The 25,429-nt window shown below is 35.3% G+C and carries 24 protein-coding genes; 21 read left to right on the forward strand and 3 right to left on the reverse strand.

Annotated features, from left to right (window positions below):
- Positions 1-163: 163 nt before the first annotated feature.
- From BMW29_RS06540 to BMW29_RS06550, 3 genes are all read left to right on the forward strand, one after another.
- Positions 164-973, forward strand: a complete 810-nt coding sequence (locus tag BMW29_RS06540) for a phosphotransferase family protein (protein WP_092651635.1) — start codon at positions 164-166, stop codon at positions 971-973.
- Positions 974-1,076: 103 nt separating this feature from the next.
- Positions 1,077-1,721, forward strand: a complete 645-nt coding sequence (gene trmB / locus BMW29_RS06545; protein WP_092651637.1) for a tRNA (guanosine(46)-N7)-methyltransferase TrmB — start codon at positions 1,077-1,079, stop codon at positions 1,719-1,721.
- 129 nt (positions 1,722-1,850) lie between these two features.
- Positions 1,851-2,972 (forward strand): low temperature requirement protein A, encoded by a 1,122-nt coding sequence (locus BMW29_RS06550; protein WP_092651639.1) that lies wholly within the window; start codon positions 1,851-1,853, stop codon positions 2,970-2,972.
- Positions 2,973-2,992: 20 nt separating this feature from the next.
- On the opposite strand, the gene BMW29_RS06555 is transcribed toward BMW29_RS06550, so the two are convergent.
- Positions 2,993-3,319: a PepSY domain-containing protein gene (locus tag BMW29_RS06555; RefSeq protein ID WP_092651641.1), complete on the reverse strand. Its 327-nt coding sequence runs from the start codon at positions 3,317-3,319 to the stop codon at positions 2,993-2,995.
- A 229-nt stretch (positions 3,320-3,548) separates the two neighbouring features.
- Here BMW29_RS06555 and pepA point away from each other — a divergent pair, with 229 nt between their 5' ends.
- Both pepA and BMW29_RS06565 read left to right on the forward strand, forming a co-directional pair.
- Positions 3,549-4,625, forward strand: coding sequence for a glutamyl aminopeptidase (gene pepA / locus BMW29_RS06560; RefSeq protein ID WP_092651643.1), 1,077 nt, complete (start codon positions 3,549-3,551; stop codon positions 4,623-4,625).
- 12 nt (positions 4,626-4,637) lie between these two features.
- On the forward strand, positions 4,638-4,958 hold the full coding sequence (locus BMW29_RS06565) for a thioredoxin family protein (RefSeq protein WP_092651645.1): 321 nt from the start codon (positions 4,638-4,640) through the stop codon (positions 4,956-4,958).
- Positions 4,959-5,046: 88 nt separating this feature from the next.
- On the opposite strand, the gene BMW29_RS06570 is transcribed toward BMW29_RS06565, so the two are convergent.
- Positions 5,047-5,232 (reverse strand): hypothetical protein, encoded by a 186-nt coding sequence (locus BMW29_RS06570; RefSeq protein WP_143047340.1) that lies wholly within the window; start codon positions 5,230-5,232, stop codon positions 5,047-5,049.
- A gap of 195 nt (positions 5,233-5,427) precedes the next feature.
- Here BMW29_RS06570 and BMW29_RS06575 point away from each other — a divergent pair, with 195 nt between their 5' ends.
- From BMW29_RS06575 to BMW29_RS06610, 8 genes are all read left to right on the forward strand, one after another.
- On the forward strand, positions 5,428-5,886 hold the full coding sequence (locus BMW29_RS06575; RefSeq protein ID WP_092651649.1) for a universal stress protein: 459 nt from the start codon (positions 5,428-5,430) through the stop codon (positions 5,884-5,886).
- Between the two features lie 23 nt (positions 5,887-5,909).
- Complete coding sequence (ytpR, locus tag BMW29_RS06580; RefSeq protein WP_092651651.1) at positions 5,910-6,536, forward strand: YtpR family tRNA-binding protein; 627 nt, start codon at positions 5,910-5,912, stop codon at positions 6,534-6,536.
- Positions 6,537-6,742: 206 nt separating this feature from the next.
- Positions 6,743-7,600 (forward strand): transporter substrate-binding domain-containing protein, encoded by an 858-nt coding sequence (locus tag BMW29_RS06585; RefSeq protein ID WP_245706244.1) that lies wholly within the window; start codon positions 6,743-6,745, stop codon positions 7,598-7,600.
- A gap of 10 nt (positions 7,601-7,610) precedes the next feature.
- Positions 7,611-8,303, forward strand: a complete 693-nt coding sequence (locus BMW29_RS06590) for an amino acid ABC transporter permease (RefSeq protein WP_092651653.1) — start codon at positions 7,611-7,613, stop codon at positions 8,301-8,303.
- Between the two features lie 155 nt (positions 8,304-8,458).
- Complete coding sequence (locus BMW29_RS06595; RefSeq protein ID WP_092651655.1) at positions 8,459-8,905, forward strand: flavodoxin; 447 nt, start codon at positions 8,459-8,461, stop codon at positions 8,903-8,905.
- A gap of 97 nt (positions 8,906-9,002) precedes the next feature.
- On the forward strand, positions 9,003-11,369 hold the full coding sequence (locus BMW29_RS06600; protein ID WP_092651657.1) for a DNA translocase FtsK: 2,367 nt from the start codon (positions 9,003-9,005) through the stop codon (positions 11,367-11,369).
- A gap of 137 nt (positions 11,370-11,506) precedes the next feature.
- A complete protein-coding gene (murC, locus tag BMW29_RS06605; protein WP_143047341.1) occupies positions 11,507-12,838 on the forward strand; it encodes a UDP-N-acetylmuramate--L-alanine ligase in 1,332 nt (443 codons plus the stop codon).
- A 254-nt stretch (positions 12,839-13,092) separates the two neighbouring features.
- The gene (locus tag BMW29_RS06610; RefSeq protein ID WP_092651661.1) at positions 13,093-14,589 is read left to right on the forward strand and encodes an aldehyde dehydrogenase family protein; all 1,497 of its coding nucleotides are present in this window, start codon (positions 13,093-13,095) and stop codon (positions 14,587-14,589) included.
- Between the two features lie 93 nt (positions 14,590-14,682).
- On the opposite strand, the gene BMW29_RS06615 is transcribed toward BMW29_RS06610, so the two are convergent.
- Positions 14,683-17,061: a LysM peptidoglycan-binding domain-containing protein gene (locus BMW29_RS06615; protein WP_245706245.1), complete on the reverse strand. Its 2,379-nt coding sequence runs from the start codon at positions 17,059-17,061 to the stop codon at positions 14,683-14,685.
- A gap of 382 nt (positions 17,062-17,443) precedes the next feature.
- Here BMW29_RS06615 and polA point away from each other — a divergent pair, with 382 nt between their 5' ends.
- The 8 genes from polA to tnpA form a co-directional block, all read left to right on the forward strand.
- Positions 17,444-20,104, forward strand: coding sequence for a DNA polymerase I (gene polA, locus BMW29_RS06620; protein WP_092651663.1), 2,661 nt, complete (start codon positions 17,444-17,446; stop codon positions 20,102-20,104).
- 23 nt (positions 20,105-20,127) lie between these two features.
- A complete protein-coding gene (gene mutM / locus BMW29_RS06625) occupies positions 20,128-20,970 on the forward strand; it encodes a DNA-formamidopyrimidine glycosylase (protein WP_092651665.1) in 843 nt (280 codons plus the stop codon).
- 14 nt (positions 20,971-20,984) lie between these two features.
- Complete coding sequence (gene coaE, locus BMW29_RS06630) at positions 20,985-21,578, forward strand: dephospho-CoA kinase (protein ID WP_092651667.1); 594 nt, start codon at positions 20,985-20,987, stop codon at positions 21,576-21,578.
- A 277-nt stretch (positions 21,579-21,855) separates the two neighbouring features.
- The gene (gene nrdR, locus BMW29_RS06635) at positions 21,856-22,317 is read left to right on the forward strand and encodes a transcriptional regulator NrdR (protein ID WP_092651669.1); all 462 of its coding nucleotides are present in this window, start codon (positions 21,856-21,858) and stop codon (positions 22,315-22,317) included.
- A gap of 21 nt (positions 22,318-22,338) precedes the next feature.
- On the forward strand, positions 22,339-23,781 hold the full coding sequence (locus BMW29_RS06640; RefSeq protein ID WP_092651671.1) for a replication initiation and membrane attachment family protein: 1,443 nt from the start codon (positions 22,339-22,341) through the stop codon (positions 23,779-23,781).
- Positions 23,781-24,710: a primosomal protein DnaI gene (dnaI, locus tag BMW29_RS06645; protein WP_092651673.1), complete on the forward strand. Its 930-nt coding sequence runs from the start codon at positions 23,781-23,783 to the stop codon at positions 24,708-24,710. Before BMW29_RS06640 ends, dnaI begins: the two co-directional genes overlap by 1 nt.
- A 35-nt stretch (positions 24,711-24,745) precedes the next feature.
- Positions 24,746-25,006, forward strand: a complete 261-nt coding sequence (locus BMW29_RS06650) for a TfoX/Sxy family protein (protein ID WP_092651674.1) — start codon at positions 24,746-24,748, stop codon at positions 25,004-25,006.
- A gap of 215 nt (positions 25,007-25,221) precedes the next feature.
- The coding region (gene tnpA / locus BMW29_RS06655) for an IS200/IS605 family transposase (RefSeq protein ID WP_143047342.1) at positions 25,222-25,429 on the forward strand (208 nt) is incomplete at its 3' end.

A 25,429-nucleotide genomic window follows, 5' to 3' on the forward strand; every position in this document is an offset into this window, starting at 1 on the left:
TAAGACTGTCTATTGCAGGCAGTTTTATTTTATTGAACAGAAAATAATTTTCCAAAAGAACGTATGTCTACTTGACGAAATGCGCGAACAGCCCTAAAATAAACATACATGATTAAAATACCATTTTAGTTTTACAATATAAAACATAGAAGGATGAGCCATTGTGGAATTTGACTTAGATACAGGCTGGCAATTATTACCAGCTGGTGGTGACACTGGAAGAGCATATATTGGTATTCGAGCTGAAGAAAAAGTTTTTTTAAAACGAAATTCTTCACCTTTTTTAGCTGCGCTTTCTTTAGAAGGTGTAACACCTAGATTAGTCTGGACCAAGCGAATGGGCAATGGAGATGTTTTAACTGCACAAGAATGGTTAAATGGACGAGTTTTACTGAAAGAAGAAATGGATTCACCACAAGTAGCGAAATTACTTCGAAAAATTCATACCTCTTTACCTTTAAAGAAAATGCTTAAAAGAGTTGGTGGCGTTAAAACAACACCAGCAGACTTTTTAGAATTATTTCAAATGGATTTAGATCCTGAGTTAAAAGGACATCCTCTGATTAAAAAAGTGCAACAAAAACTTACTGAAGAAAGCAAGAGCCTGCCTAATGTTTCCGTTTCAGTTTGTCATGGTGATATTTATCGCAAAAATTGGTTGCTATCTGATGAAAGTAAGCTTTACTTGGTTGATTGGGATATGGCACTATTAGCTGATCCTGTTATTGATATTAGTATGCTGCTTTATCAATATGTTGCAAGAGAAAAATGGTCAGAGTGGTTACTTGAATATGGTGAGCCCTTAACGCCAGATTTATTAAAACGAATTAGTTGGTATGGCATGATTAATTTGTTAAATCGTATTAAACAGTATCATCAAAAAGGTCGTTTCCATGAAATGAATCATGATTTAATGTTATTGGAAAAAGTTTTTCAACCAACGGAATCATTTCCGAACCTATCAGTAGATTGATAGGTTCGTTTTTCTTATGAAAAATCCTTTATTCAAAACAATAACAGACGAAAGCTTCCCTTTGTGGTAGAATAATCATATCTTAAAAAATAGGAGAGACATTATGCGTTTAAGAAATAAACCAGGTTCAGATGAAAAAATTGCAAAAAATACAAAATATGTAGTACCCAATCCTGAAAGTTGGAAGGGAAAATGGCAAGAGCGTTTTGCTAAAGAACAGCCTATCCATATTGAAGTTGGAACAGGAAAAGGTCGTTTCATTACAGAGATGGCAAAAGCACATCCGGAAATTAATTATATTGGTGTAGAGCTACAAATGAGTGTTGTAGTGGTTGCTTTAGATAAGTTAATTGAAGCGGATTTACCAAATTTACAATTACTTCATGCAAATGGTGGCTCACTGGCTCAATATTTTGAAAAAGGGGAAGTCAAACGTGTTTATTTAAACTTTTCTGATCCTTGGCCAAAGACAAGACATGAAAAAAGAAGATTAACCTATAAGGACTTTTTACAAGCTTATGAAGAGGTTTTAATCCCAGAAGGTGAGATTCACTTTAAAACAGATAATCAAGGGTTATTTGAGTATTCCTTAGCAAGTATGTCTCAATATGGTATGTTACTACAGCAAGTTTGGTTAGATTTGCATACAAGTGACTATGAGGGGAATATCATGACTGAATATGAAGAAAAATTCTCTTCAAGAGGGCAGCGTATTTATCGTTTAGAAGCGCGTTATCCTAAGAGATAGTACAAATAAGTAATATCCAATCATCTTTAGGTGGTTGGGTATTTTTTGTATGCAGATTGGTTCTTTTCTTGAGAGAGGATAAGGGATGATAAAATAAAGCTGAATGCATAAAAAGGGGAACTGAAGCTTATGAAAAAAGAAAGAAAAGTTACGTGGCTAGAGCTATTTTTTGACCTAGTCTTTGTAGTAGGTGTTTCATCAGCCAATCATCATGTACTACAAATTGGTCAAGAGCCTGAAAAGACTTGGTTTTACTTACTAGAATATTTATTAATGATTACCCCAATGTGGTGGGCATGGGTAGGGCAAACAATGTTCTTTAATCGTTATGGGGAAGATTTGAAGTATCCACAAATTTATATGATGATTCAAATGGCTTTATTAATTTTAATGACGGCTAGCTTTAATTTAAATTTTGATAAAACCTATTTTAGCTTTATCCTTTGTTATCTGGGCATTAGGCTTGTTACAGTGATTGAGTATTTCAGTGTATCTAAGCATTGCAATCCGATTTATACTCAGACAGCGATTTTACTTGGGAAATTATTCTCAATCGGAATTGTGGTTGCTGGTATGTCCATGCTTTTTGAGGGAACGATTCGTTATAGTGTGATGTTCTTAGGTATTTTCTTGGATATTTTATTTCCCTTACTTTATAAAAATCATCTCAAAAAATTTGCGGTAGATTTTCCGCATTTAGCCGAGCGTTTTGGCTTGTTTGTCATTATTACATTTGGAGAAAGTATCGTTGTGATTACTGGTATTTTAAGTACAAACACTTATGATGTCTCTGTGATGTTGAAAGTCTTGTTGCTATTTGGTTTAATTTGTACCATGTTTTGGTCGTATTACGATAATGCAGAAAGTCTGATGGATAACCAGCTTAAAACAAATGGACAACTGCTTCTTTATGGGCATTATTTTATCCTTGTGCCTCTGATGATTTTTGCAGTAGCTAGCCATTTTCTGATTGTTGATACAATCAACCCAGTGCTTACCTTAACGCTGTTTTATAGTTCAGCGACTATTTTCTATCTTACAAAGCACCTTATCTTTTATTACCATCGGAAAAAAACAATGAATTTCAGTTTAACAACGGCAATTTTCATGCTTTTAGGTTTTGTTCTAAGCTATAGTGTTCTATTATTTTTCCAATTACCAAATGAAGTAGCTCTGCTCTTTTTAATTCTTTTATTTGGTTTAGATATCAGTCAATTCAATCAAATAAAAAACAACCATGTAAAGAAGTAATTTTCTTTACATGGTTATTTTTATAGTCTATACAAATCTAACACAGCGCCTGTATAGGCATCTGCATAAAATTCATATTGAACAAGCTCATCATTTTCTTTACGAGTGATGCCACCATAATAAATATCTGTATGCAGCGCATATTTATTAAAAGGAACTTTTTTTAATTCAATCCAAGAGCCTTCAATGGGGCCTTCCTTTAAGAACATATTTTTGACACGAATTAAAATATCATCTCCGTGAATTCCTTTTTTATTTCGAATAAACCAGCTAGCACCCCAACTTGCAGCAGCACCAATAACTAGTCCACCAAGGAAAATTAAACCATTTTTATTTTTCTGAGACATGTGTTCAGTCCTCCCTTTAGATCAATCTTGACTTAAGTATAGTATACACAATTTTTTATGAAAGATAACTAAATATCTACTTTTTTTCAAAAAAATAATAGAATGATTAAAATAAATCGCTTTTCTTTAAAAAAATAGGAAATTTCATGTATAATAAATGGTGTTATGAATTCAATTGAAGGAGGGGAGTGTATTTATTTCTCAGCAAATGAAATAAATACAATACCAAATGACAGACAAAACGTTTGATTTAATCAAAAAAATGACAGAATTACAAGGAACTAGTGGCTTTGAACACAATGTTCGCGAAGTCATGCGTGCAGAAATGACACCGCTTGTGGATGAAATTGTCCAAGATGGCTTAGGTGGTATTTTTGGGATTAAGCATAGTAAAGTTGAAAATGCACCACGTGTGATGGTTGCGGCACACATGGACGAAGTAGGGTTCTTAGTGGCTCAAATTACAGAGCAAGGCTTATTAAGAGTTGTTCCTTTAGGTGGCTGGAATCCATATGTTGTTTCAGCACAGCGTTTTACTTTGCAAACAGCTAAAGGGGATTATCCAGTTGTTTCGTCTTCAATTCCTCCACATTTATTAAGAGATAAAGGGCCTCAAGGAACATTGGATGTCAAAGATATCTTATTTGATGCAGGCTTTGATTCAAAAGAAGAAGCCATATCTTATGGCGTGCGACCTGGCGATTCAATTGTACCAGATGTTGAAACTCGTCTTATGGCAAATGGTAAGAAAATCGTTGGAAAATCATGGGATAATCGTTATGGTTGTACAGTTGTGATTGAAACATTGCGTGCTTTAAAAGATGTTGAATTACCTATTACTTTAATTATGGGTGCTAATGTCCAAGAAGAAGTGGGCCTACGTGGAACAAAAGGTGCGGTTCATCAATTAAAACCAGATTTATTCTTTGCTGTTGACTGTTCAGCTGCAGATGATTTAACTGGAGATAAAAGTAAGTATGGTCATTTAGGAGCAGGCTTCTTACTAAGAATCTTTGATCCAGGGATGATTACACTGAAAAGTATGCGTAACTTCTTAATTGAAACTGCGGAAGCAAAAGATATTCCTTATCAATATTTTGTTTCACAAGGTGGAACAGATGCTGGTGCATCACATATGATGAATAATGGGATTCCAAGTGCGGTAATTGGTGTTTGTGCACGTTATATTCATACACATCAAACGGTTTATCATCTAGATGATTATATAGCTGCAAAAGCGATGGTACTTGAAGTTGTTCAAAAACTAGATCGAAAAACAGTGGATGCAATCATTCAAAATGCTTAAGGGGAGATTGAAATGAAAAGTTTAACTTCAATGGAAGCTTATCAAGAACAAATCAAGCATGGAAAAACAATTTTGCTATTTACAGCAGACTGGTGCCGGGATTGTGTATTTATTAAACCTTTTATGCCAGAAATTGAAGAAAAATTTACAACCTATCAATTTCTAAGTGTTGATCGTGACGAAATGATAGATTTATGTAGCGATTTAGCCATTTTTGGGATTCCCAGCTTTGTAGCTTTTGAAGCTGGCGAAGAAATTGGTCGTTTTGTGAGCAAAGATCGTAAAACACAAGAGGAGATTGAACAGTTTATTGCGTCTCTTCCTGTAAAATAACATGCTGCCAGCTATGATAAATAGCTGGTTTTTTATGCTATTAGTCAACAAAAAATCTTGAGACAGTATGTTATCTCAAGCTCATTGCTTATTTTCCTTCTTTTTCACGTCTAGCTTCTTCTTTCAAATTCCGCTTTGCTTCTTTCTCTTCTTTTTCTTTTGCAACCTGTTCTCTTTGTTTATCAATGGATGCTTCAAAGATTTCTTTATTTTTAGCTTCTTTAAAGGAAGCTCTGTTTTCTTCTTCTCCGTGGCGTTTTGTTGACATATTCATCAAACCCCTCTCTTGTATGAGATAATTGTAGACCTGATTCAAGCAAATAGCCAATGAAACGATTGCTTAGATATATTTTAATCAATACAGAAATAAGCTGATTTTCTATTTGAAATTTTATGCCTGAAGCTTGTGGCAATGCCTGCTTGGTGGTATGATAATAGAGGAAGAACACTAATCTAAGGAGTGATAGAAATGGTAGAAACCTTGCATGAGTATCATAAAGTAATGGTAGCAATTGATGGTAGTGATCAGTCAGAACAAGCTTTTGAGAAAGCGGTGCATGTTGCCAAAGTAAATCACGCTGCATTATTACTGTGTCATGTTGTAGATATTCGTTCATTTAGTTCGGAAACTTCAATTATGGATGCAGGAATGTTTGAGGAGCTTCATCAAAGTATGCAAGTAAAGCTAGATGCTTATGCTGACTTAGCACATCAAAAGGGGATAGAAGAGATTCAAACAATTGTTGAAACAGGTTCACCAAAAGAATTGTTGGCACAAGATATTCCTAAGAATGAACAGGTTGATTTAATTCTTTGTGGACAAAGTGGCTTGAGTGCTGTAGAGCGCTTTTTAATGGGAAGTGTTAGTAGCTTTATCATCAGTCATGCACCTTGTGATGTATTAGTTGTTCGTAGTGAAGAAACATAAATAGAAAATGAGGTTAAAACAGAATGAATATTGCTTTTTATAATGAAAATGGTGTAGGAGATACACTACTTGTAACTTTAGCTAAAAGCTCATATGCTGAGCAAGAATTTGATCGTGTAGGAGATGTTGCACGTATTTATCAAACCGAAACTGACCAAACTGTTGGCTATAACTTTTTTAATATCTCACAATTAACAAAAATTTCAGAAGTAGGACAAGTTAAGTTAGATGAAGCGCTTGTCACTTTATTAAATGAGCAAATTGCTAAAGCTGGCTTTAAAGAGTTGCTAGCTGTAGATGATCAACCTAAATTTGTGGTTGGCTTTGTCAAAGAATGTGTGCCACATGAAGATTCTGATCATTTATCAGTGACGCAAATTGAATTAGATCAAAATGAAGTGGTTCAAATTGTTTGTGGTGCAAGTAATATTGCCCAAGGCCAAAAGGTTGTTATTGCTAAAATTGGTGCGGTTATGCCATCTGGTATGATTATTTGGGATGGTGAGTTACGTGGGAAACGTAGCCAAGGAATGGTCTGCTCTGCTAAAGAATTAGGCTTAGCAAATGCACCGGCAGTAAAAGGTATTTTAGTATTAGACGATACTGTTGCAACAGGTAAAGCATTTGATCCTGCAACCGATGTAAAATAAATAGTGGACGAATAAGGCGCATCTTAATGATGCGCCTTATTTATGTGGTTAGGCAAAATAATTGCTTCTCCTCATGAATTCTTATAAACTTAAGAGGTGCGAATTTGTCAAAAGTAATATGAGAGCGCAAACATAGAGCTGATATACATAAAAATTGCTTTTACAAAAATAAAATCGCAACAATCATTTATAAAGGAGTTTTGAAAGTGGCAAAGAAATTTCGTTTCATGTTGGTTGCATGTTTAAGTATGATCGTATTAGCAGGTTGTTCAGGGGATAAGAAAGAAACCGCAACTAAAAAAGAAGACGCTTCAGATAAAATTGTAGAAAATGGCATACTAAAAGTAGCGACTTCTGGTACTTTATATCCAACGTCTTTTCATGACCAAGAAACAAGCGAGTTAACTGGTTATGAAGTTGAAGTTGTTAAAGAATTAGCAAAGCGTTTAGATTTAGAAGTAAACTTTGAAGAAATGGGTATTGATGGCATGTTTTCAGCAGTTAATAGTGGACAAGTAGATATGGCTGCTAATGATATCGATATTACAGAGAGTCGTAAAGAAAAATTTGACTTCTCAACACCACATAAATATTCTTATGGAAGTATGATTGTTAGAGAAGACGATTTATCCGGAATTCATAAAATGGAAGATTTAAAAGGCAAAAAATCTGCTGGTGGTGCAACAACCATCTATATGCAAATTTCTGAAGGTTTTGGTGCAGAACCAATCATTTATGATAATGTAACCAATGATCAATACTTAATGGATGTAGGAAATGGCCGCACAGATGTGGTGTTAAATGATTTCTATTTACAAAGCATGGCAGTGAAAGCTTTTCCAGATTTAGGTGTAAAAATTCATCCAGATTTATTTTATAATCCAACAAGTGCAGGTTTAGTCATCAAAAAAGGTAATACTAATTTATTAGAAAAAGTCAACGATACCTTAGCTGAAATGGAAAAAGATGGCACATTAAAAGAATTATCTGAAAAATTCTTTGGTGGCGCAGATGTTTCTGTTGAGCCAGATGTTGAAATTACTGCTGATGTAAAAGTAGATTAGGTTGCTAAATATGGGAGCGATTCAATGGCAATATGTATTTAATCCTCAGTTAGCAATTGATTCTTTTCCTTTTGTGTTACAGGGAATAGGATATACCTTACTCATAGCAGTAGTGAGTATGACAATTGGCATGATACTGGGCTTATTTTTATCCTTAGCTAGAATGTCAAAATCAGCTATTTTAAGAATCCCAGCTAGATGCTATATTTCCTTAATGAGGGGAACACCAATGCTAGTGATTTTATTTATTCTCTATTTTGGTTTTCCGTTTATCGGTATTCAATTTAAGGCCGTTACAGCAGCTTTAATCGGGTTCAGTTTAAATAGTGCAGCATATCTTGCTGAAGTGAATCGCGCAGCCATTGGCTCAGTAGATAAAGGCCAGTGGGAAGCAGCTTATGCCTTAGGAATGCCCTATGGTTTTATCTTAAAGAAGATTATTTTACCACAGGCAATTCGAGTGGCAATGCCTGCTATGGGAAATATTATGTTAGATATGATAAAAGCAACCTCATTAGCAGCGATGATAACAGTCCCAGAAATCTTTCAACAAGCTAAAATTGTCGGTGGACGAGAATTTGATTATATGACCATGTATATTTTAGTCGCGTTGATTTATTGGGCAATTTGTACATTGTTTAGTGTTGGTCAGCAGGTATTAGAAAGAAAATTTAGTGCGTATGATCCACTAAGTTTAAAGTGATTCATTCAAGAAGCGTCCTACTTAGGGCGCTTTTTTTATGAAATAAGATAAAATATTAATTTTTTACAAATAAAAAGCAGATTTCAAGTATTCTTTGTTGATTTCATGTAAAATGGAGAGTGGAGCAATGAATAATTACGAAATGAGGAAGAAGAATGAAAGTTAAAATTGTTTATGGTTCAGTGACCGGAAATACTGAGGAAATGGCTGAATTTATTAAAGAAGGATTAGAAGAAAAAAATATAGAAGTGGATTTAGAAGAAGGTGCAATGGTGGATGATGTGCAATCATTAGAAGCCTATGATGGCGTACTTTTAGGAAGCTGTACTTATGATGGTGGTTATTTTCCAGGAGACTATCAAGATTTTTATGAAGATTTAGCAGATATTCAGTTATCAGGAAAAAAAGCAGCAGCCTTTGGTTCTGGCGATACCTTCTATGAGCAATACTATTGTGTTGCAGTAAATTTCCTTGAAGAACGTTTGAAGGAAATAGGAGCAGAAGTTGTTTTACCTGGTTTAAAGATTGATTTACAGCCGGATGATGAGATGATAGAACAATGTAAACAGTTTGGTCGAGATTTTGGAGATATGTTAAGATAAAATTAAAAAAGGGATAATTATCCCTTTTTCTTTTTGGCTTTTTCTTGTAGTATGGTAAACTTAAATGGAAAGATACTAAGAAAAAGGGGTAATGACTATGAGTGGATATGAAGGTCCAAGCTATCATCAAAGTGAGCGTAAAAAAAGAGATGTCCTGCTGGCAGATAATCAACAATCAGACTCTACAACATTAGTGCCCAATACAGAACCATTAACCAGTTTTTCTCGTAGTAAAAAGAAAAGAAAAAGAAAAAATATTCCAGATCCTCTTTTTAGCAAACATGGGGAGCATTCTTATCTTACAACTGAAACTAAACAACCCGTTGATGTTTTTGAAGAAGCACAACGTTATCGTACGTTAGAAAATAAAAAAGAAGAAACAACCTTTGAACGTAGCTTGAAGCAACAGGAGCAGCGTATTCAAGAGCGCCTTCAAAATAGAGAGACATTAAACCAGCATAAAAAAGAAACAGCTTATGAAGAAAAGCGTACATCAACGCCCTTTAGAGCAAGTGCTGTCCCCTCACCAATGTATGGATTTCTGAAAGAAGAGCAGCAAGAAGTAGATTATGAAGAACTTGAAAGCTTATTTTTAAAAGAGAAAGATACTTATTTATTATTTGAAGAAGAATCTGACTTATCCAATATGTCTGAAATAAGTAAAGCTGAGGCATTAGCAGTTGAACCACTGGAAGATTTACCGCTTGATTGTGAGCCAGAAACAGTATTATCAGAAGAAGCAGAACTTGATGAGCTAGAATTAGAAGCTAGCATTCAACGCTTAGAAGCTGTTTCTCTCGAGATGCATAGCCAACATGTTGCGATAACACAAACTGAAGCGTTATCAGAAGCAATCGCAGTTAGTGAGGAAGCACATGTTGAAGCTGAAGCTTTAGTTGAAGTTCCTTTGGCAGAAGCTACTGTGATAGAAGAAACACTAGAAATAGAAGATGAAGCAACAGACGAAGCAACCCTGACCCATTATCAAGAGGAAATTGCACCTGCTTTTGATGCAAGTCAGCAACATACAGCGGCGTATCTATTTCCCTCATTGCAATTATTAAAACCACCAAGTAATGCGCTAAATGATGAACAAGATGAGTGGGTTTTAACACAAGCAACCTTATTAAATGAATCATTAAGTGCTTTTGGCGTGGAAGCGCAAGTTGTCAGCTGGACAGTTGGTCCTGCTGTCACACAATTTGAATTACAGCTTGGTCGAGGAGTAAAAGTAAATAAAATTACCAATTTAAGTGATGATTTAAAACTGGCTTTAGCAGCTAAGGATATTCGGATTGAAGCACCCATACCTGGTAAAAGTACAGTAGGGGTCGAAATTCCTAATTTAAAAATGCGTGCGGTAATGTTATCTGAGGTAATGAGCAGTAAACAATTTATGCAAAGTACCTCGCCTTTAACAGTTGCTATTGGGGTTAACTTATCTGGAGAAGCAGTTGTATCGACCTTAGATAAGATGCCACATGGCTTAATTGCAGGGGCAACTGGCTCAGGTAAAAGTGTCTTTATTAACTCATTACTTGTTAGTTTACTATATAAAGCTAATCCAAGTGAGCTTAAACTCATTTTAATTGATCCAAAAGCAGTTGAATTAGCACCTTATAATGATATTCCTCATTTATTATCGCCGGTTATTTCTGAACCAAAAGCTGCAGCCGAAGCCCTTAAATGGGCTGTAGATGAAATGGAAACAAGGTATCAAAAATTAGCAGCTGCAGGGGTTAGAAATATTGAGAAATTTAATGAAAAAGCCGAACAAGCAGAAGAGCATGGCTTAAAGCTTCCTTATATTGTGATTATCATTGATGAATTAGCTGATTTAATGATGGTGGCAAGTAATGAAGTGCAGGATTATATTGCCCGTATTACACAAAAAGCCAGAGCTGCAGGCATTCATTTGATTGTTGCAACTCAAAGACCAAGTGTAGATGTGATTACTGGAACCATTAAAAATAATATTCCAACAAGGGTTGCTTTTATGGTATCTAGTCAAGTAGATTCCAGAACCATTATTGATGTTGGAGGAGCAGAACGGTTACTTGGAAGAGGGGATATGCTGTTTCTTGAAAATGGGATTGGTCAACCAATACGTGTACAAGGTACCTATGTTGAGGAAGAAATTGATCAAATTGTACAACATGTGAAGGATCAGCGCGCTCCACAATATTTATTTGAGCCTGAAACCTTATTAGCAAGAATTTCTGATAATGAGAGCCAAGATGAATATTATGATCAAGTCTTGGAATTAATGGTTGAACAAGGAAATATCTCTGTTTCTGTTTTACAAAGAAAATTTAATATTGGCTATAATCGAGCTGCACGAATTGTTGATCAGCTAGAAGAGCAAGGTCTTATCTCTGGTAATAATGGCTCAAAACCACGTGATGTTTATTTAACAAAAGATGAATTAGCCAAACGACAGTATACAATTTCAGATGATTGTTAGTTAGTGATTTAAAATGGTAAATGAAAAATGTTGTTTTTTACAGAAAAAAAAATAAAATCATGGTATACTGGTATGCGTTCATATAAAGATAAAATAAAACGATGATAAATATAGATTATATTGAAGGGGTTTTTTTGATGATTAAGGATACAATTTACCATTTTGTTGGCATAAAAGGTTCGGGTATGAGTGCATTGGCGCTTATTTTACATGATAAAGGATTTAAAGTACAAGGCTCTGATGTTGAAAAATACTTTTTTACACAAAAAGGTATTGAAGAGGCAGGGATTCAAATTTTTCCATTTGGAGAAAAAAATATTGTCCCAGGCTTAACTGTTATTGCGGGAAATGCATTTCCAGATAATCATGAAGAAATTCAAGCAGCGATGAACCAAAATATTCCAGTTATTCGTTACCATAAATTTTTAGGAGATTTGATTCAACAGTTTACAAGTATTGCAGTAACTGGTTCTCATGGTAAAACCAGTACAACTGGTTTGCTCGCTCATGTGTTGCGCAATATTGCGCCTACTAGCTTTTTAATTGGTGATGGTACTGGACATGGTGAAAAAGGGGCACAATTTTTTGCGTTAGAAGCATGTGAATATCGTCGACATTTTTTATCTTATGTCCCTGATTATGCCATTATGACAAATATTGACTTTGATCATCCAGATTATTTTACTGGCTTAGATGATGTTTTTAATGCTTTCCAATCTTTGGCTACTCAAGTAAAAAAAGCAATTATTGCTTGTGGTGATGATGCAGAGTTAAGAAAAATAAAAGCAGATGTTCCTGTTGTTTTCTATGGCTTAGGAGAAGACAATCAATTCCAAGCTAAAAATATTTCTCGGACAGTTACTGGTTCAAGCTTTGATGTTTATGTAAATCAAGCATTTTATGAGCATTTTGAAATCCCTACTTTTGGGACACATAATGTCCTAAATGCACTAGCTGTTATTGCAGTTTGTCATTACGAAGGCCTAGATAAAGCTTTAGTCAGAGACAATTTAACAACATTCCAAGGTGTAAAACGTAGATTTAGTGAAAAAACGATGGGAGATATGACCATTATTGATGACTATGCTCACCATCCAGCAGAAATTCGTGCAACCCTTGATGCTGCAAGACAAAAATATCCAACTAAAGAAATTATTGCGGTTTTCCAACCACATACATTTACAAGAACTGTTGCTTTATTAAGCGAATTTGCTGAAGCTTTAAACTTGGCTGATAGTGTTTATTTATGTGATATCTTTGGTTCTGCTAGAGAAGATCAAGGCAGTGTATCCATTCAAGACTTAGCAGATCGTGTCAAAGGACCTGCTGAAGTTTTAAGCGAAGAAAATATGTCTCCATTGTTAGAGCACAAAGATGCTGTTGTTATTTTTATGGGAGCAGGAGATGTTCAAAAATTTGAATACGCTTATGAAACTTTGTTAAGTCGTAATATTTTACAAAATAATTAGTGGTGACTTATATTTATTTTCAAATGTACTTCTCTTTAGAGGTGAAAGTTGGACAACTAGAAAGAAGCTAGCAGTTATTTAAAAAGCGATTAGATAGTCAATCTATCTAATCGCTTTTTTATATGCACTATTTTTTTAGATATACCAATTTAATTAGTTGTTAAAAATCTCTTACGTTTCCCTTGAATCTATTTACTTATCCTCAATAAAGAATATAATGAAAGCGTAACCAAAATAAGAAAGGTGGATTCTTAATGAATAGACCAATTGAGTTTGATAACGTAGTGGATAAGCAGTATCAATTATATATTGATGGTGTGTGGACGAAAGGTTCTGGTGAACGGACAATTACTAGTTTCAACCCAAGTAATGGAGAGAAGCTAGCAGATTTTGTGGATGCAACACATGAGGATGTAGACCAGGCAGTTAGCGCAGCCCAAGAAGCATTTAAATTATGGAAAGATGTCGATGTTCTGACGCGTAGTAACTTACTATTACAAATTGCTGATTTAATTGACGCTAACAAAGAGCACTTAGCACTTATTGAAACATTGGATAATGGCAAGCCGTTACGAGAGACATTGACAATTGATGTACCAGCTACGGCTGATCATTTCCGTTATTTTGCAGGGGTTATTCGAGCTGAAGAAGGATCTGTGAAAGATTTTGATCAAGATACATTATCAATTGTTATTAAAGAACCAATTGGTGTAGTGGGACAAATTATTCCTTGGAATTTTCCTTTATTAATGGGCGCATGGAAATTGGCGCCAGCTATCGCGGCTGGTAATACAGTAGTGATTCATCCATCTTCAACAACCTCATTAAGTTTGCTGGAATTATTTAAGCTACTTGATCAAGTGCTTCCCAAGGGGGTTGTCAACTTAATCACAGGACGTGGCTCTGATTCTGGAAATTATATGTTAGAGCATGAAGGCTTTGATAAATTAGCATTTACTGGTTCAACAGAAGTTGGCTATACAGTCGCAAAAGCGGCCGCTGAAAAACTCATTCCTGCAACGCTAGAATTAGGTGGTAAGTCAGCGAATATTATTTTTGATGATGCAAATTGGGAAAGGGCTTTAGAAGGTGTACAATTAGGTATTTTATTCAACCAAGGACAAGTTTGTTGTGCAGGATCAAGAGTCTTTGTACAAGAAGGCATCTACGATAAATTTGTTGCAGCTTTAAAAGAAAAATTTGAACAAATAAAAGTTGGTTTGCCGTGGGAATCAGGTGTTCAAATGGGCGCACAAATCAATGAAAAACAGCTAAAAGATATTTTGAAATATGTTGAAATTGGGACAAAAGAAGGGGCAACTTTAGTGACTGGTGGCTATCAGCTAACTGGCAATAACTTGGAGCAAGGGGCCTTTTTAGCACCAACATTATTAGCAGATGCGAATAATACGATGTGTATTGCCCAAGAAGAAATTTTTGGTCCCGTTGCAACTGTCATGAAGTTTAAAACTGAAGCAGAAGTGATTGCTTTAGCAAATCAGTCTAATTATGGTTTAGGTGGCGCTGTTTTTTCACAAAATATTAATACTGCAATACGAGTAGCACGTGGTGTTCGAACTGGACGAATGTGGGTCAATACGTACAATCAATTGCCAGCAGGCGCACCATTTGGTGGATATAAAAAATCAGGAATTGGCCGTGAGACACATAAGTCAATGCTAGATGCCTATACTCAGATGAAAAATATCTATATTGTGACAAAAGAAGAGACTGATGGTTTATATCATTAAGCGAAGAGCGAGCAGTTTATATCAGCTAAGTTAAATACCAAAAATACCGTTTCAATTAGGCAATAAAGCTAATTGAAACGGTATTTAGTTTAATTATTTAACACGTAAAGTTTGTCCAATCACAATAATATCAGATTTTAAGTTGTTCATTTGTTTTAACTTCGCAACTGAAGTATTAAACTGATGGGCAATTGACCATAATGAATCACCTAAAACAACTTTATGGGTTGTTGCTTTAGAAGGGGCAGGAGTGGTTGTACTGCCACCGTTTTGGCTTACTTTAAGTGTTTGACCAATCGAAATGATATCTGATTTTAAGCCATTCCAAGTTTTAATTTGAGCAACAGTTACTTTAAATTTATTGGCAATGGCCCATAAAGAGTCACCCTTAGCAACTTGATAAGTTTTGTTAGTTGTAGCAGAAGGAGGTGTAACTGGTGAAGTTGTCGTACCGCCGCCATTTGTATTGCTACCACCATTTGCACTAACCGTTAATTTTTGGCCAATCACAATCATATCAGAAGATAATTTATTCCAAGCTTTCAGCTGTGCAACAGAAATGCCAAATTTATTGGCAATGGCCCATAGAGAGTCGCCTTTAGCTACCGTATAAGTTTTGCCGTTTGTAGCAGGAGGTGTCGTCACTGGAGGCGTAGTTGTACCACCAGTGTTGTTATTGCCGCCGCCATTCGCACTAACGGTTAATTTTTGACCAATGACAATGATGTCAGAAGACAGTTTATTCCAAGCTTTTAATTGTGCAACAGAAATACCAAATTTATTGGCAATGGCCCATAAAGAGTCACCTTTAGCTACCGTATAAGTTTTTCCGTTTGTAGTAGGAGGTGTCGTCACTGGAGGAGTAGTTGTTCCACCACCAGTGTTGTTATTGCCGCCGCCATTCGCACTAACGGTTAATTTTTGACCAATGACAATGATATCAGAAGACAATTTATTCCAAGCTTTTAATTGTGCAACAGAAATACCAAATTTATTGGCAATGGCCCATAAAGAGTCACCTTTAGCAACTGTATAAGTTTTGCCGTTTGTAGTAGGAGGTGTTGTCACTGGAGGCGTAGTTGTACCACCACCACTATTGTTACCAGTGTTCCCACCACCAGTTGCACTAACCGTTAATTTTTGACCAACCATAATCATATCAGAAGATAATTTATTCCAAGCTTTTAGCTGTGCAACAGAAATACCAAATTTATTGGCAATCCCCCATAGAGAGTCGCCTTTAGCTACCGTATAAGTTTTGCCATTTGTAGTAGGAGGTGTTGTCACTGGAGGCGTAGTCGTACCGCCACCATTATTGTTACCAGTATTCCCACCACCAGTTGCACTAATAATTAATTTTTGACCAACGATAATGGTATCAGAGGTTAGCTTATTCCAAGCTTTAAGTTGAGCCACTGTTACATTAAATTTATTGGCAATGCCCCATAAAGAATCACCACTTACAACGGTATAAGTTTTGCCATTTGTAGTAGGAGGTGTCACTGGAGGCGTAGTCGTGCCACCACCATTGTTGTTGCCACCGCCATTTGAACTACCAGTGTCATATTGTGTTAAATTATAGGTTGTAATTAAATTGTTTAATTTTGATGCATAGGCAGTATCTGTTGCATAACGACCAGTTAACCATGCAGTTGCATCTTTATAAGAGTTTGTTTTACTTTTCCAAGCGCCAGAATAATAGTTTGGATTCCATGAAGGACCTGTTTTAAGCACTTGTGCATAATCTTCTAATGATTGATGATAAGAAGGGTATTTACGGAAATGTGCAATAATTTCATAATAATTGCCGCGTCCATCATCTTCTAATGTTTTCATTGGAACAGATTGTCCATTATAATAACCTTTAATACCAAATAAATTATAGTTTGGTGCAGAAGCTAGAGCACTTTGTCCATAAGCACTTTCTAAGACAGCTTGTGCAATCATAACAGATGCATATAAATCATTATTTGCAGCGATTTGTGAAGCAGAACCTGAAATGGAATCAATAAAACTATTCACAGCGAAAGTACTTCTAAACATTGAAGCTCTTTCAACAGCGAGATAATTTGCTTCAGGTGAGAAAGTTTCTTTGATATCAACTTCTTCTAATTGTTCTTCTGTAATAACAGGTGTTTCAGCCGTTACTTCTTCAGAGACCGTTTCATTGGTTACTTCTGGTTGAGTTTGTTCTGTTGGCACAACTGTTTCAGGTACAGTTTCCACAACTTCCTCAGTTTGTGGTGTTTCAGAAGCAGCAGTTTCTTGATCCGCTTGATTTTCAATATTTTTTTGGCTAGTCGTTGCAGCTTCATTTGCACTTGCTAAGACAGAAAAAGTAGGGAGCACAAATGAACCCATTACCACTGTTGTACTAATAAGTGTCATACTTTTCTTTACAATAGGATTTGCACCTTTTTCAGCAAGTAGCTGCTGTTTGTCCTCTATAATACGTTCAGTTCTTGATTTCAATTTTCTTATTCCTCCTCCAAGTATATATTTCCAGTATTTTATGCTGTCTATCTTTAATATGTCCATATCTAAAATTGTCTTTTTAAGACTCCGTACTAAATTATAACAGGTTTTATAGAAAGTTATCCACAAAATCATACTTTGTATTGAGATTGAAATATTTCTGTCATATAAAAGTATTTTTTTAAACTTAAACTTGTTGATAAAATGCTGTTTTTGACTGTTTTTCATTTTAATGTATAACATAAGAGGCTTTTTTTAATAAATAATACGATTGTTTTCCTATCTTCTCTTTTTTTTGGTAAAATAGAAGAGGATGATTTAAGAAGAATAAAAATGGGCTAGAGATTATCACGTAAAGTAAAAATGAGGAGTCAATAAAATGAAAAAGAAAAACAAATTATTATTAATAGATGGAAGTAGTATTGCTTTTAGAGCCTTCTATGCCATTCCAGGTTCGTTAGATCGCTTTATGAATAAAAATGGGCTGCATACGAATGCCTTATTTAGTTTCCATAGAATGTTGGAAAATGAAATGGATAAAGAAAAGCCAACACATGTACTTGTTGCATTTGATGCTGGAAAAACCACCTTCAGACATGCGTTTTATCAAGAATATAAAGATGGACGCTCTAAAACGCCTAGTGAATTTAAAGAACAAATGCCTTATTTACGTGAACTCTTACAAGGATTTGGGATTCCTCATTATGAATTAGATAATTATGAAGCAGACGACATTATTGGCACCTTAGCCACACATGCAGATCCAGCAGAGTTTGAGGTTGTCGTGGTATCTGGCGACCGAGATTTGACACAGCTTGCTAAAGAAAATGTTCGAGTAGATATTACCATTAAGGGTGTTAGTGAGATTGAAGAAAATACACCTGCTTATTTGATGGAAAAATATGGCCTAGCTCCACATCAAATTATTGATATGAAGGGCTTAGCTGGAGATTCTTCAGATAATATACCAGGTGTCACAAAAGTAGGAGAGAAAACGGCTCTTAAATTATTACAAGAATTTGGCTCAGTTGAAGGCGTTTATGAAAACGTTGAAGACATGAAGAAAAGCAAGCTAAAAGAAAATTTAATCAATGATAAAGAAAAAGCTTTTTTAAGTAAGAAATTAGCAACTATTGATACAGATTCTCCAATTGAAGTTAAGGTTGAAGACTTAGCTTATAAAGGAAAAGATATTAGTAAGTTAATTGAATTTTATAAAGAAATGGATTTTAAATCATTTTTAAGCAAGCTTGATACCACAGCTCATGATGCTGAAAATCAAGTGAAAAGAGAAGCGATTGATTATGAAGTCGTAACAGAAGTAACCAAGGAAATGTTTGGCGAAAAAGGTGCAGTCTATCTTGAAATGCTAAGTGATAATTATCATCTAGCAGATATTGTGGGAGTAAGCTGGACAAATGGTGCCAAAATCTATGTTGCAGAGCCTGATGTGGCACTATTTTCACCTATTTTTCAAGAGTGGGCTAAAAATCCTAGTAACGTAAAGCAGGTATTTGATGCAAAACGCACTTATGTTGCATTAAAGCGCTATGACATTGATTTGGAAAGCATTCACTTTGATATTTTACTTGCCTCTTATATTTTAGATACAAATGATAATAGTAAGGATTTATCAGAAGTTGCAATGGAGCATGATTATTATGATGTGGCATCTGATGAAAGTGTTTATGGCAAAGGAGCTAAAATTAGTATTCCTAATGATGCAAATGTCCTCTATGAGCATTTAGCACGAAAAGCGAAAGCCATTGCATATTTAAGTGAACATTTAATTGCTGAATTAGAAAAAAATGAACAAATTGAGCTTTTCTATCAAATGGAGTTACCCTTATCAATGGTCTTAGCTGAAATGGAATTAACAGGTGTGAAAGTTGATGCACCGCGTCTATTGGCAATGAAAACTGAATTTACAGCAAGATTACAGGATATTGAGCAACGCATTTATCAAGAAGCTGGAGAAGAATTTAATATTAATTCACCTAAACAGCTAGGTGTGATCTTATTTGAAAAAATGAACTTACCAGTTATCAAAAAAACGAAGACTGGCTACTCAACAGCTGTTGATGTATTAGAACAATTAAGCGCACAAGCTCCAATTGTTGATGATATTTTACAATATCGCCAAATTGCCAAAATCCAGTCAACTTATGTTGAAGGCTTACTAAAAGTCATTCATGGGCATACTGGTAAAGTGCATACACGCTATGTACAAACGTTAACACAAACAGGACGCCTTAGCTCAGTGGACCCAAATCTACAAAATATTCCTATTCGTTTAGAAGAAGGACGTAAAATTAGACAAGCTTTTGTGCCAAGTCATGAAGGTTGGAAAATGTTTTCTTCAGATTACTCTCAAATTGAATTAAGAGTCTTAGCGGATATTTCTGGTGATGCGCATATGAAGCAAGCCTTTATTGATGGGGAAGATATTCATACAAGTACAGCGATGCGTGTCTTTGGCATTGAAAAAGCAGAAGATGTGACCAGCAATATGCGTCGACAAGCAAAAGCAGTTAACTTTGGAATTGTTTATGGCATTAGTGATTACGGTCTATCTCAAAATTTAAATATTACAAGAAAGCAAGCACAACAATTTATTGACACCTATTTAGATAAATATCCTGGTGTCAAACAATATATGGAAGACATTATTAAAGAAGCTAAGAAAGATGGCTATGTGACGACTTTATTCCATCGTAGAAGATATTTAAAAGATATCAATGCAAGAAACTTTAATTTACGTTCATTTGCTGAAAGAACAGCTATGAATACGCCAATTCAAGGTAGTGCAGCAGATATTATTAAAGTCGCAATGATTGAAATGGCTAAGGAATTAAAAACGCATCAATTAAAAGCTAAAATGCTTTTACAAGTACACGATGAATTGATTTTTGAAGCACCAGAAGAAGAAATCCCTGCTTTAGAAAAGCTTGTCCCTGAAGTCATGGAAAAAGCGGTGAAATTATCTATTCCATTGAAGGTCGATAGCAGTTTTGGTGATACTTGGTATGATGCAAAATAAAAGGATAAAGGATGTTGATAAAGATGCCTGAATTACCAGAAGTTGAAACAGTCAGAAAAGGCTTAGTGCATCTTGTCAAAGGCAGCAAGATTCAAGCGGTTGATGTTTATTGGGACAATATCATCACGCCTGCTACTGAAGTGATGCAATTCAAAGAGCAGCTACAGGGTCAAACCATTCAAGACGTAAAAAGAAGAGGAAAGTATTTAATTTTCCTCTTTGATGATTTAGCGATGATTTCTCATCTACGAATGGAAGGTAAGTATGAAGTTGAGGAAACGAATACGCCCTTGAAAAAGCATACCCATGTTGTTTTTCATTTAACCGATGGACGTGATTTACGTTATCTGGATGTGCGCAAGTTTGGTCGCATGCAGCTAGTACCATTAGCAACAGCAATGGAAGCAGGAGGCCTTAAAAACTTAGGTCCTGAACCTTTACCAGATACTTTCTTATTGAAAGATTTTATTGCTTATTTAGCCACCAGGTCTCGTCCCGTTAAACCCTTATTGCTTGAGCAAAAGGTTGTTGTTGGATTAGGGAATATTTATGTAGATGAAGCACTGTTTGAAGCAAAAATCCATCCACTTAGACCAGCAGATTCACTCACAAAAGCAGAAGCTAAAAAGTTACGTTTAGCGATTATTGATGTATTAGGTCGTGCTGTGGAAGCAGGAGGAACAACCATTCGAACCTATCAAAATGCTTTAGGTGAAGCAGGGAAATTCCAAGTAGCCTTGAATGTTTATGGTCAAACAGGAGCGCCTTGCCCTCGTTGTGGTACACCAATTGAAAAAATAAAAGTTGCACAACGTGGCACACATTTATGTCCACATTGTCAAAAGTTACCCATGAAATATCGTTAAAAGTAGGTGTCATTATGACAAAAGTCATTGGTTTAACAGGAAGTATTGCTTCTGGGAAATCGACAGTCAGTGAGTTTTTAAAAGCACAACATATTCCACTGTTAGATGCAGATGTGATAGCCAGAGAAGTTGTTGAAAAAGAAAGTGAGGGACTCCAAAAGCTGGTGCTAGCTTTTGGCAAAGAGATTCTTCAAGCAGATGGCACACTGAATCGTAAAAAATTAGGCCAGCTGATTTTTAACCAAGAAGAAAAACGAAAAACACTGAATCAAATCCTTCATCCACTCATACGAGAAGCCATGCTCAGAAAGCGAGATGAAGCAAAAGCGCAGAATATTCCTTTACTAGTGATGGATATCCCTTTATTATTTGAAACAAATTATGCAGATGAAGTAGATGAAATTGTAGTGGTTGCAGTCAGCCCAACAGTTCAGCTACAAAGATTGATGGATAGAAACCAATTAAGCCAAGCAGAAGCAACTGCAAGAATTGCTACACAATGGCCCATTACACAAAAAATGGTTTTGGCAGATGTGGTGATAGACAATAATGGTACAAAAGAAGAAACAAGAGAACAAGTAGAAGCTTGGCTAAAAAAACTTTCCTAAAAAGAGGAAAGTTTTTTTATATTTTCTCTAGCTTTTCATGTACTAGACTCCTGTGTTATAATGAATAAAATAGGTTTATTGTATCTATTTAAAGAATCTACCTGCAAATAATTGCTTAGGATAGGTTTGAAAACGACAGTGGTAAATAGGGCGTAATGATGATGCTATGTATTGTCAGAAATATCCAACCCTATTGCTGGAAATTTCTAAGGCCACCATCGTTTTTTAGACAGATCTTATTAAAATAGAAATTAAACAAGTGAAAAGGATGATGACCATGCAGTGCCCACGTTGTCAGAATAATAATTCTCGTGTCGTTGATAGTAGACCTGCTGATGATGGTCGTGCTATTAGAAGACGTAGAGAGTGTGAAGATTGTCATTTTAGATTTACAACATTTGAAAGAATAGAAGCAGCCCCATTACTTGTGGTTAAAAAAGATGGGACTAGAGAAGAATTTAGCCGAGAGAAAGTCTTAAGAGGGCTGATTAGATCTTGCGAAAAACGTCCAGTTGCTTTAGAGCAAGTTGAAAGAATCGTGGATGATGTTGAAAATAGAGTCAGAAATCTTGGAGAAAATGAAGTGTCAACCACAATTGTTGGTGAATTTGTGATGGAGGACTTAGCCAAAATAGATGAAGTTGCTTATGTTCGTTTTGCTAGTGTCTATAGACAATTTAAAGATATGAATGTTTTTCTACAAGAATTAAAAACAATGGTAGAAAAAGAGCGTGAATAAAGTCGTAAAGGAAGTGTAAAGGTGGAAAATCCATGGCAATTATTGAACCCAAAGGATCGTTTTTCAGTAAAGTTATCAGGTACTTTGACTGCTAGTGATCAGAAATATCTATCCTTTTTGTATCAGCCATTAATTGGCCATACAGCTTATAGCCTTTATATGACTTTATGGACAGAAATTAATGAAGAAAAATATTGGAGTGAGCCTTTGCTTCATTCTGAACTATTAATGTTGTTGAATATTGGCATTCCAGAGCTTTATCAAGCAAGAGTTCGCTTAGAAGGAATAGGTCTGTTAAAAACCTATCAACACTTACATGAAGATGCTTATGTTTATGAACTATTGGCACCTCTTGATAGTGAACAATTTTTTAAAGAGGATTTATTAAATATGTCCTTATTTGAAATGGTTGGCGAAAGGAAGTACCAACGTTTAAAACAGCGTTTTGCAATTGAACAAATCGATAAAACCCAGTACCATAATGTGACAAAATCTTTTTTAGATGTTTATCGTTTTGGCAATACGAGTCAGACACATTTTGATGCAAAACAAACCCTTACAATAGCAGGAAAAGCAAAAGTGCAAGCACCCGTTTTAGATCAAGCAACTTTTGATTGGCACTTTTTCTATGAAGGACTTGCCAGCCAATATGTTAATAGAGATCAAGTTACTGCTGAGATCAAAGAAACGATTATAGTGCTTCATGAAATGTATGGAATTGATGAATTAGAGATGCAACGTTTTGTTGCTAGAGCGAGTCATCCTCAAACGGGAGAAATAGAAGCCCAAAAGCTGAAAAAAAATGTTTATGCAGCATATCATCAACAGGAGCAATCACAGCTTACCTTACATGATGTGGTTGGCTCAGAAATAAAAGCAGATGAAGGCAAAGAATTGTTCCGTAAAAATGAATTGCGTCATCAAGGATTTTCAGAAGCAGATATCACATTGATTCAAAGTGCGAAGAGTTTCTCGCCATATGATTTTATTTCATCGATTAAAGAGCAAAAAGGTGGCTTTGTTTCAAAAACAGAAACATGGGTTTTAGATAGTTTAGTCAAAAATGCTAAGCTGCCAACCTCAGTGGTTAATTTGTTGATTCATTACATTCTTGTTGTGAGAGGTGATGTGACCTTAACACAGGGGCTAGTTGATAAAATTGCTAACGACTGGAGCCAAGATAAGATTTCAACACCAGAAAAAGCGATGCAAAAAGTGCAACAAATGTATGATGAAACGGCTAAAAAGATTCAAGAAAAAGAAAGCAAACAACAGAATCGTACTCAAAATAATCGTTCATCTTATCCACAGAAAAACCAATCAAATCGTAAAGAAACCTTGCCAGATTGGGCATTGGATTCAGCTATTGAAGTGGAAGAAAAACCATTATCAGCAGAAGAGCAAGCAGCATTTAAAGAGAAATTAAGGAAAATTCAAAATTTTGGAAAAGAAGGTGATGCATAATGGAAGATATGGGACAAAATTTAACGCGCTTGATTAAGGAACGCCAGCTAGATCATCAATATAGTGAATTAATTGAAGAAGTTTTAAAAGACCCAGATGTTCAAGCTTTTTTAACGGATCATCAAGACCAATTAACTGAAGAGATGGTTGCTAAAAGTTATGCAAAGCTCTATGAATTTGTTCATGAAAAGAAAAAATTTGAACGAAATGATGGGATGATGGCACCAGGCTATAAGCCAGCACTTGTGATGAACTTTAAATTTATTGATGTGACCTATGTCCCAACAGCCGAATTAGTGGCTAGACAAAAAGAAAAAGAAATTCGAGATCGCGTTCGTTCAATGGATATGCCAAAAGATATTCGGAGTGCTACAATGGAAAAGTTCGAGTTAACGGATGCAAGACGTGAAGCGATGGCTGAAGCTTTGACTTTTACTTCAAATTATATTGAAAACCCTAAAGATTTCCATAAAGCACTTTATTTACAAGGTTCATTTGGTGTCGGAAAAACCTATTTATTAGGCGCAATTGCTCATGATTTAGCGAAGCATGGTCATGTTTCAACATTGGTACACTTTCCATCTTTTGCAGTTGAAATGAAGCAATCAATTGCTAAAAATAATATGGGCGAAAAATTGGATGCAGTGAAAAAAACACCAATTTTAATGCTAGATGATATTGGGGCAGACTCCATGTCAAGTTGGATTCGTGATGATGTATTAGGTGTGATTTTACAATATCGGATGCAAGAACAGTTACCAACCTTCTTTTCTTCAAACTTTAATATGCAACAACTTGAAAGTGAGCATTTACGCACAACGCAACGTGGTGAGGATGAGCCACTTAAGGCAAAAAGAATTATGGAACGGATACGTTATTTAGCAAAAGAAATTCAAATGACAGGTAAAAATCGTCGTCATAGTTCATAAATAATTCAAACAACATTAGGGTGGAGCGAAGAGGGATGAATACATTAACAACATTACCTAATATTGGAAAAGAATTAGAACGAAAATTAAAAAGTGTAGGCATTACTTCAGTTGATGAATTGAAAGCGTTAGGTAGTGAGAGAGCTTTTTTGAAGCTTAAACATCAGTACTCAAATGTTTGTTTAGTCCATTTATATTGTTTGCAAGGCGCAATTGACTCAATTGCATATGATCAATTATCAGCTGATTTGAAAATTCAATTAAAGAAATTTTCTGATAGCTTAAAAACAGCCTAAAGATTTGTGAATAAAATTGGCGCAGTAAAAAAAGAAAATGTTAAAGGTAAACTGACCTTTAACATTTTTTTTATTGTATCTTTTGAAAACCACGAGCTATGCTTGTGGTTCAGTAGAGCTTCAAGCGGTGTCTCAGGGTTTTAAGAAACCTCCCAAAATGCTAAAGTTAGATTGGTTCGTCAACCACTAACAAAAGATTAAGGGAGGAATATCCAATGAAGGACAAAGCCAGTTTAGCACACACAAAGTGGAAATGTAAGTATCATATAGTATTTGCACCAAAATACAGAAGACAAGTGATTTATGGAAGATTAAAAAAAGACATAGGAGCAATATTACGTCAGCTATGCGAAAGAAAAGGAGTAGAAATACTGGAAGCAGAAGCTTGTATAGATTATATTCATATGTTAGTAAGCATTCCAC

Origin of the sequence: Isobaculum melis (genome assembly GCF_900111355.1) — a bacterium.
Taxonomy (GTDB): Bacteria; Bacillota; Bacilli; order Lactobacillales; family Carnobacteriaceae; genus Isobaculum; species Isobaculum melis.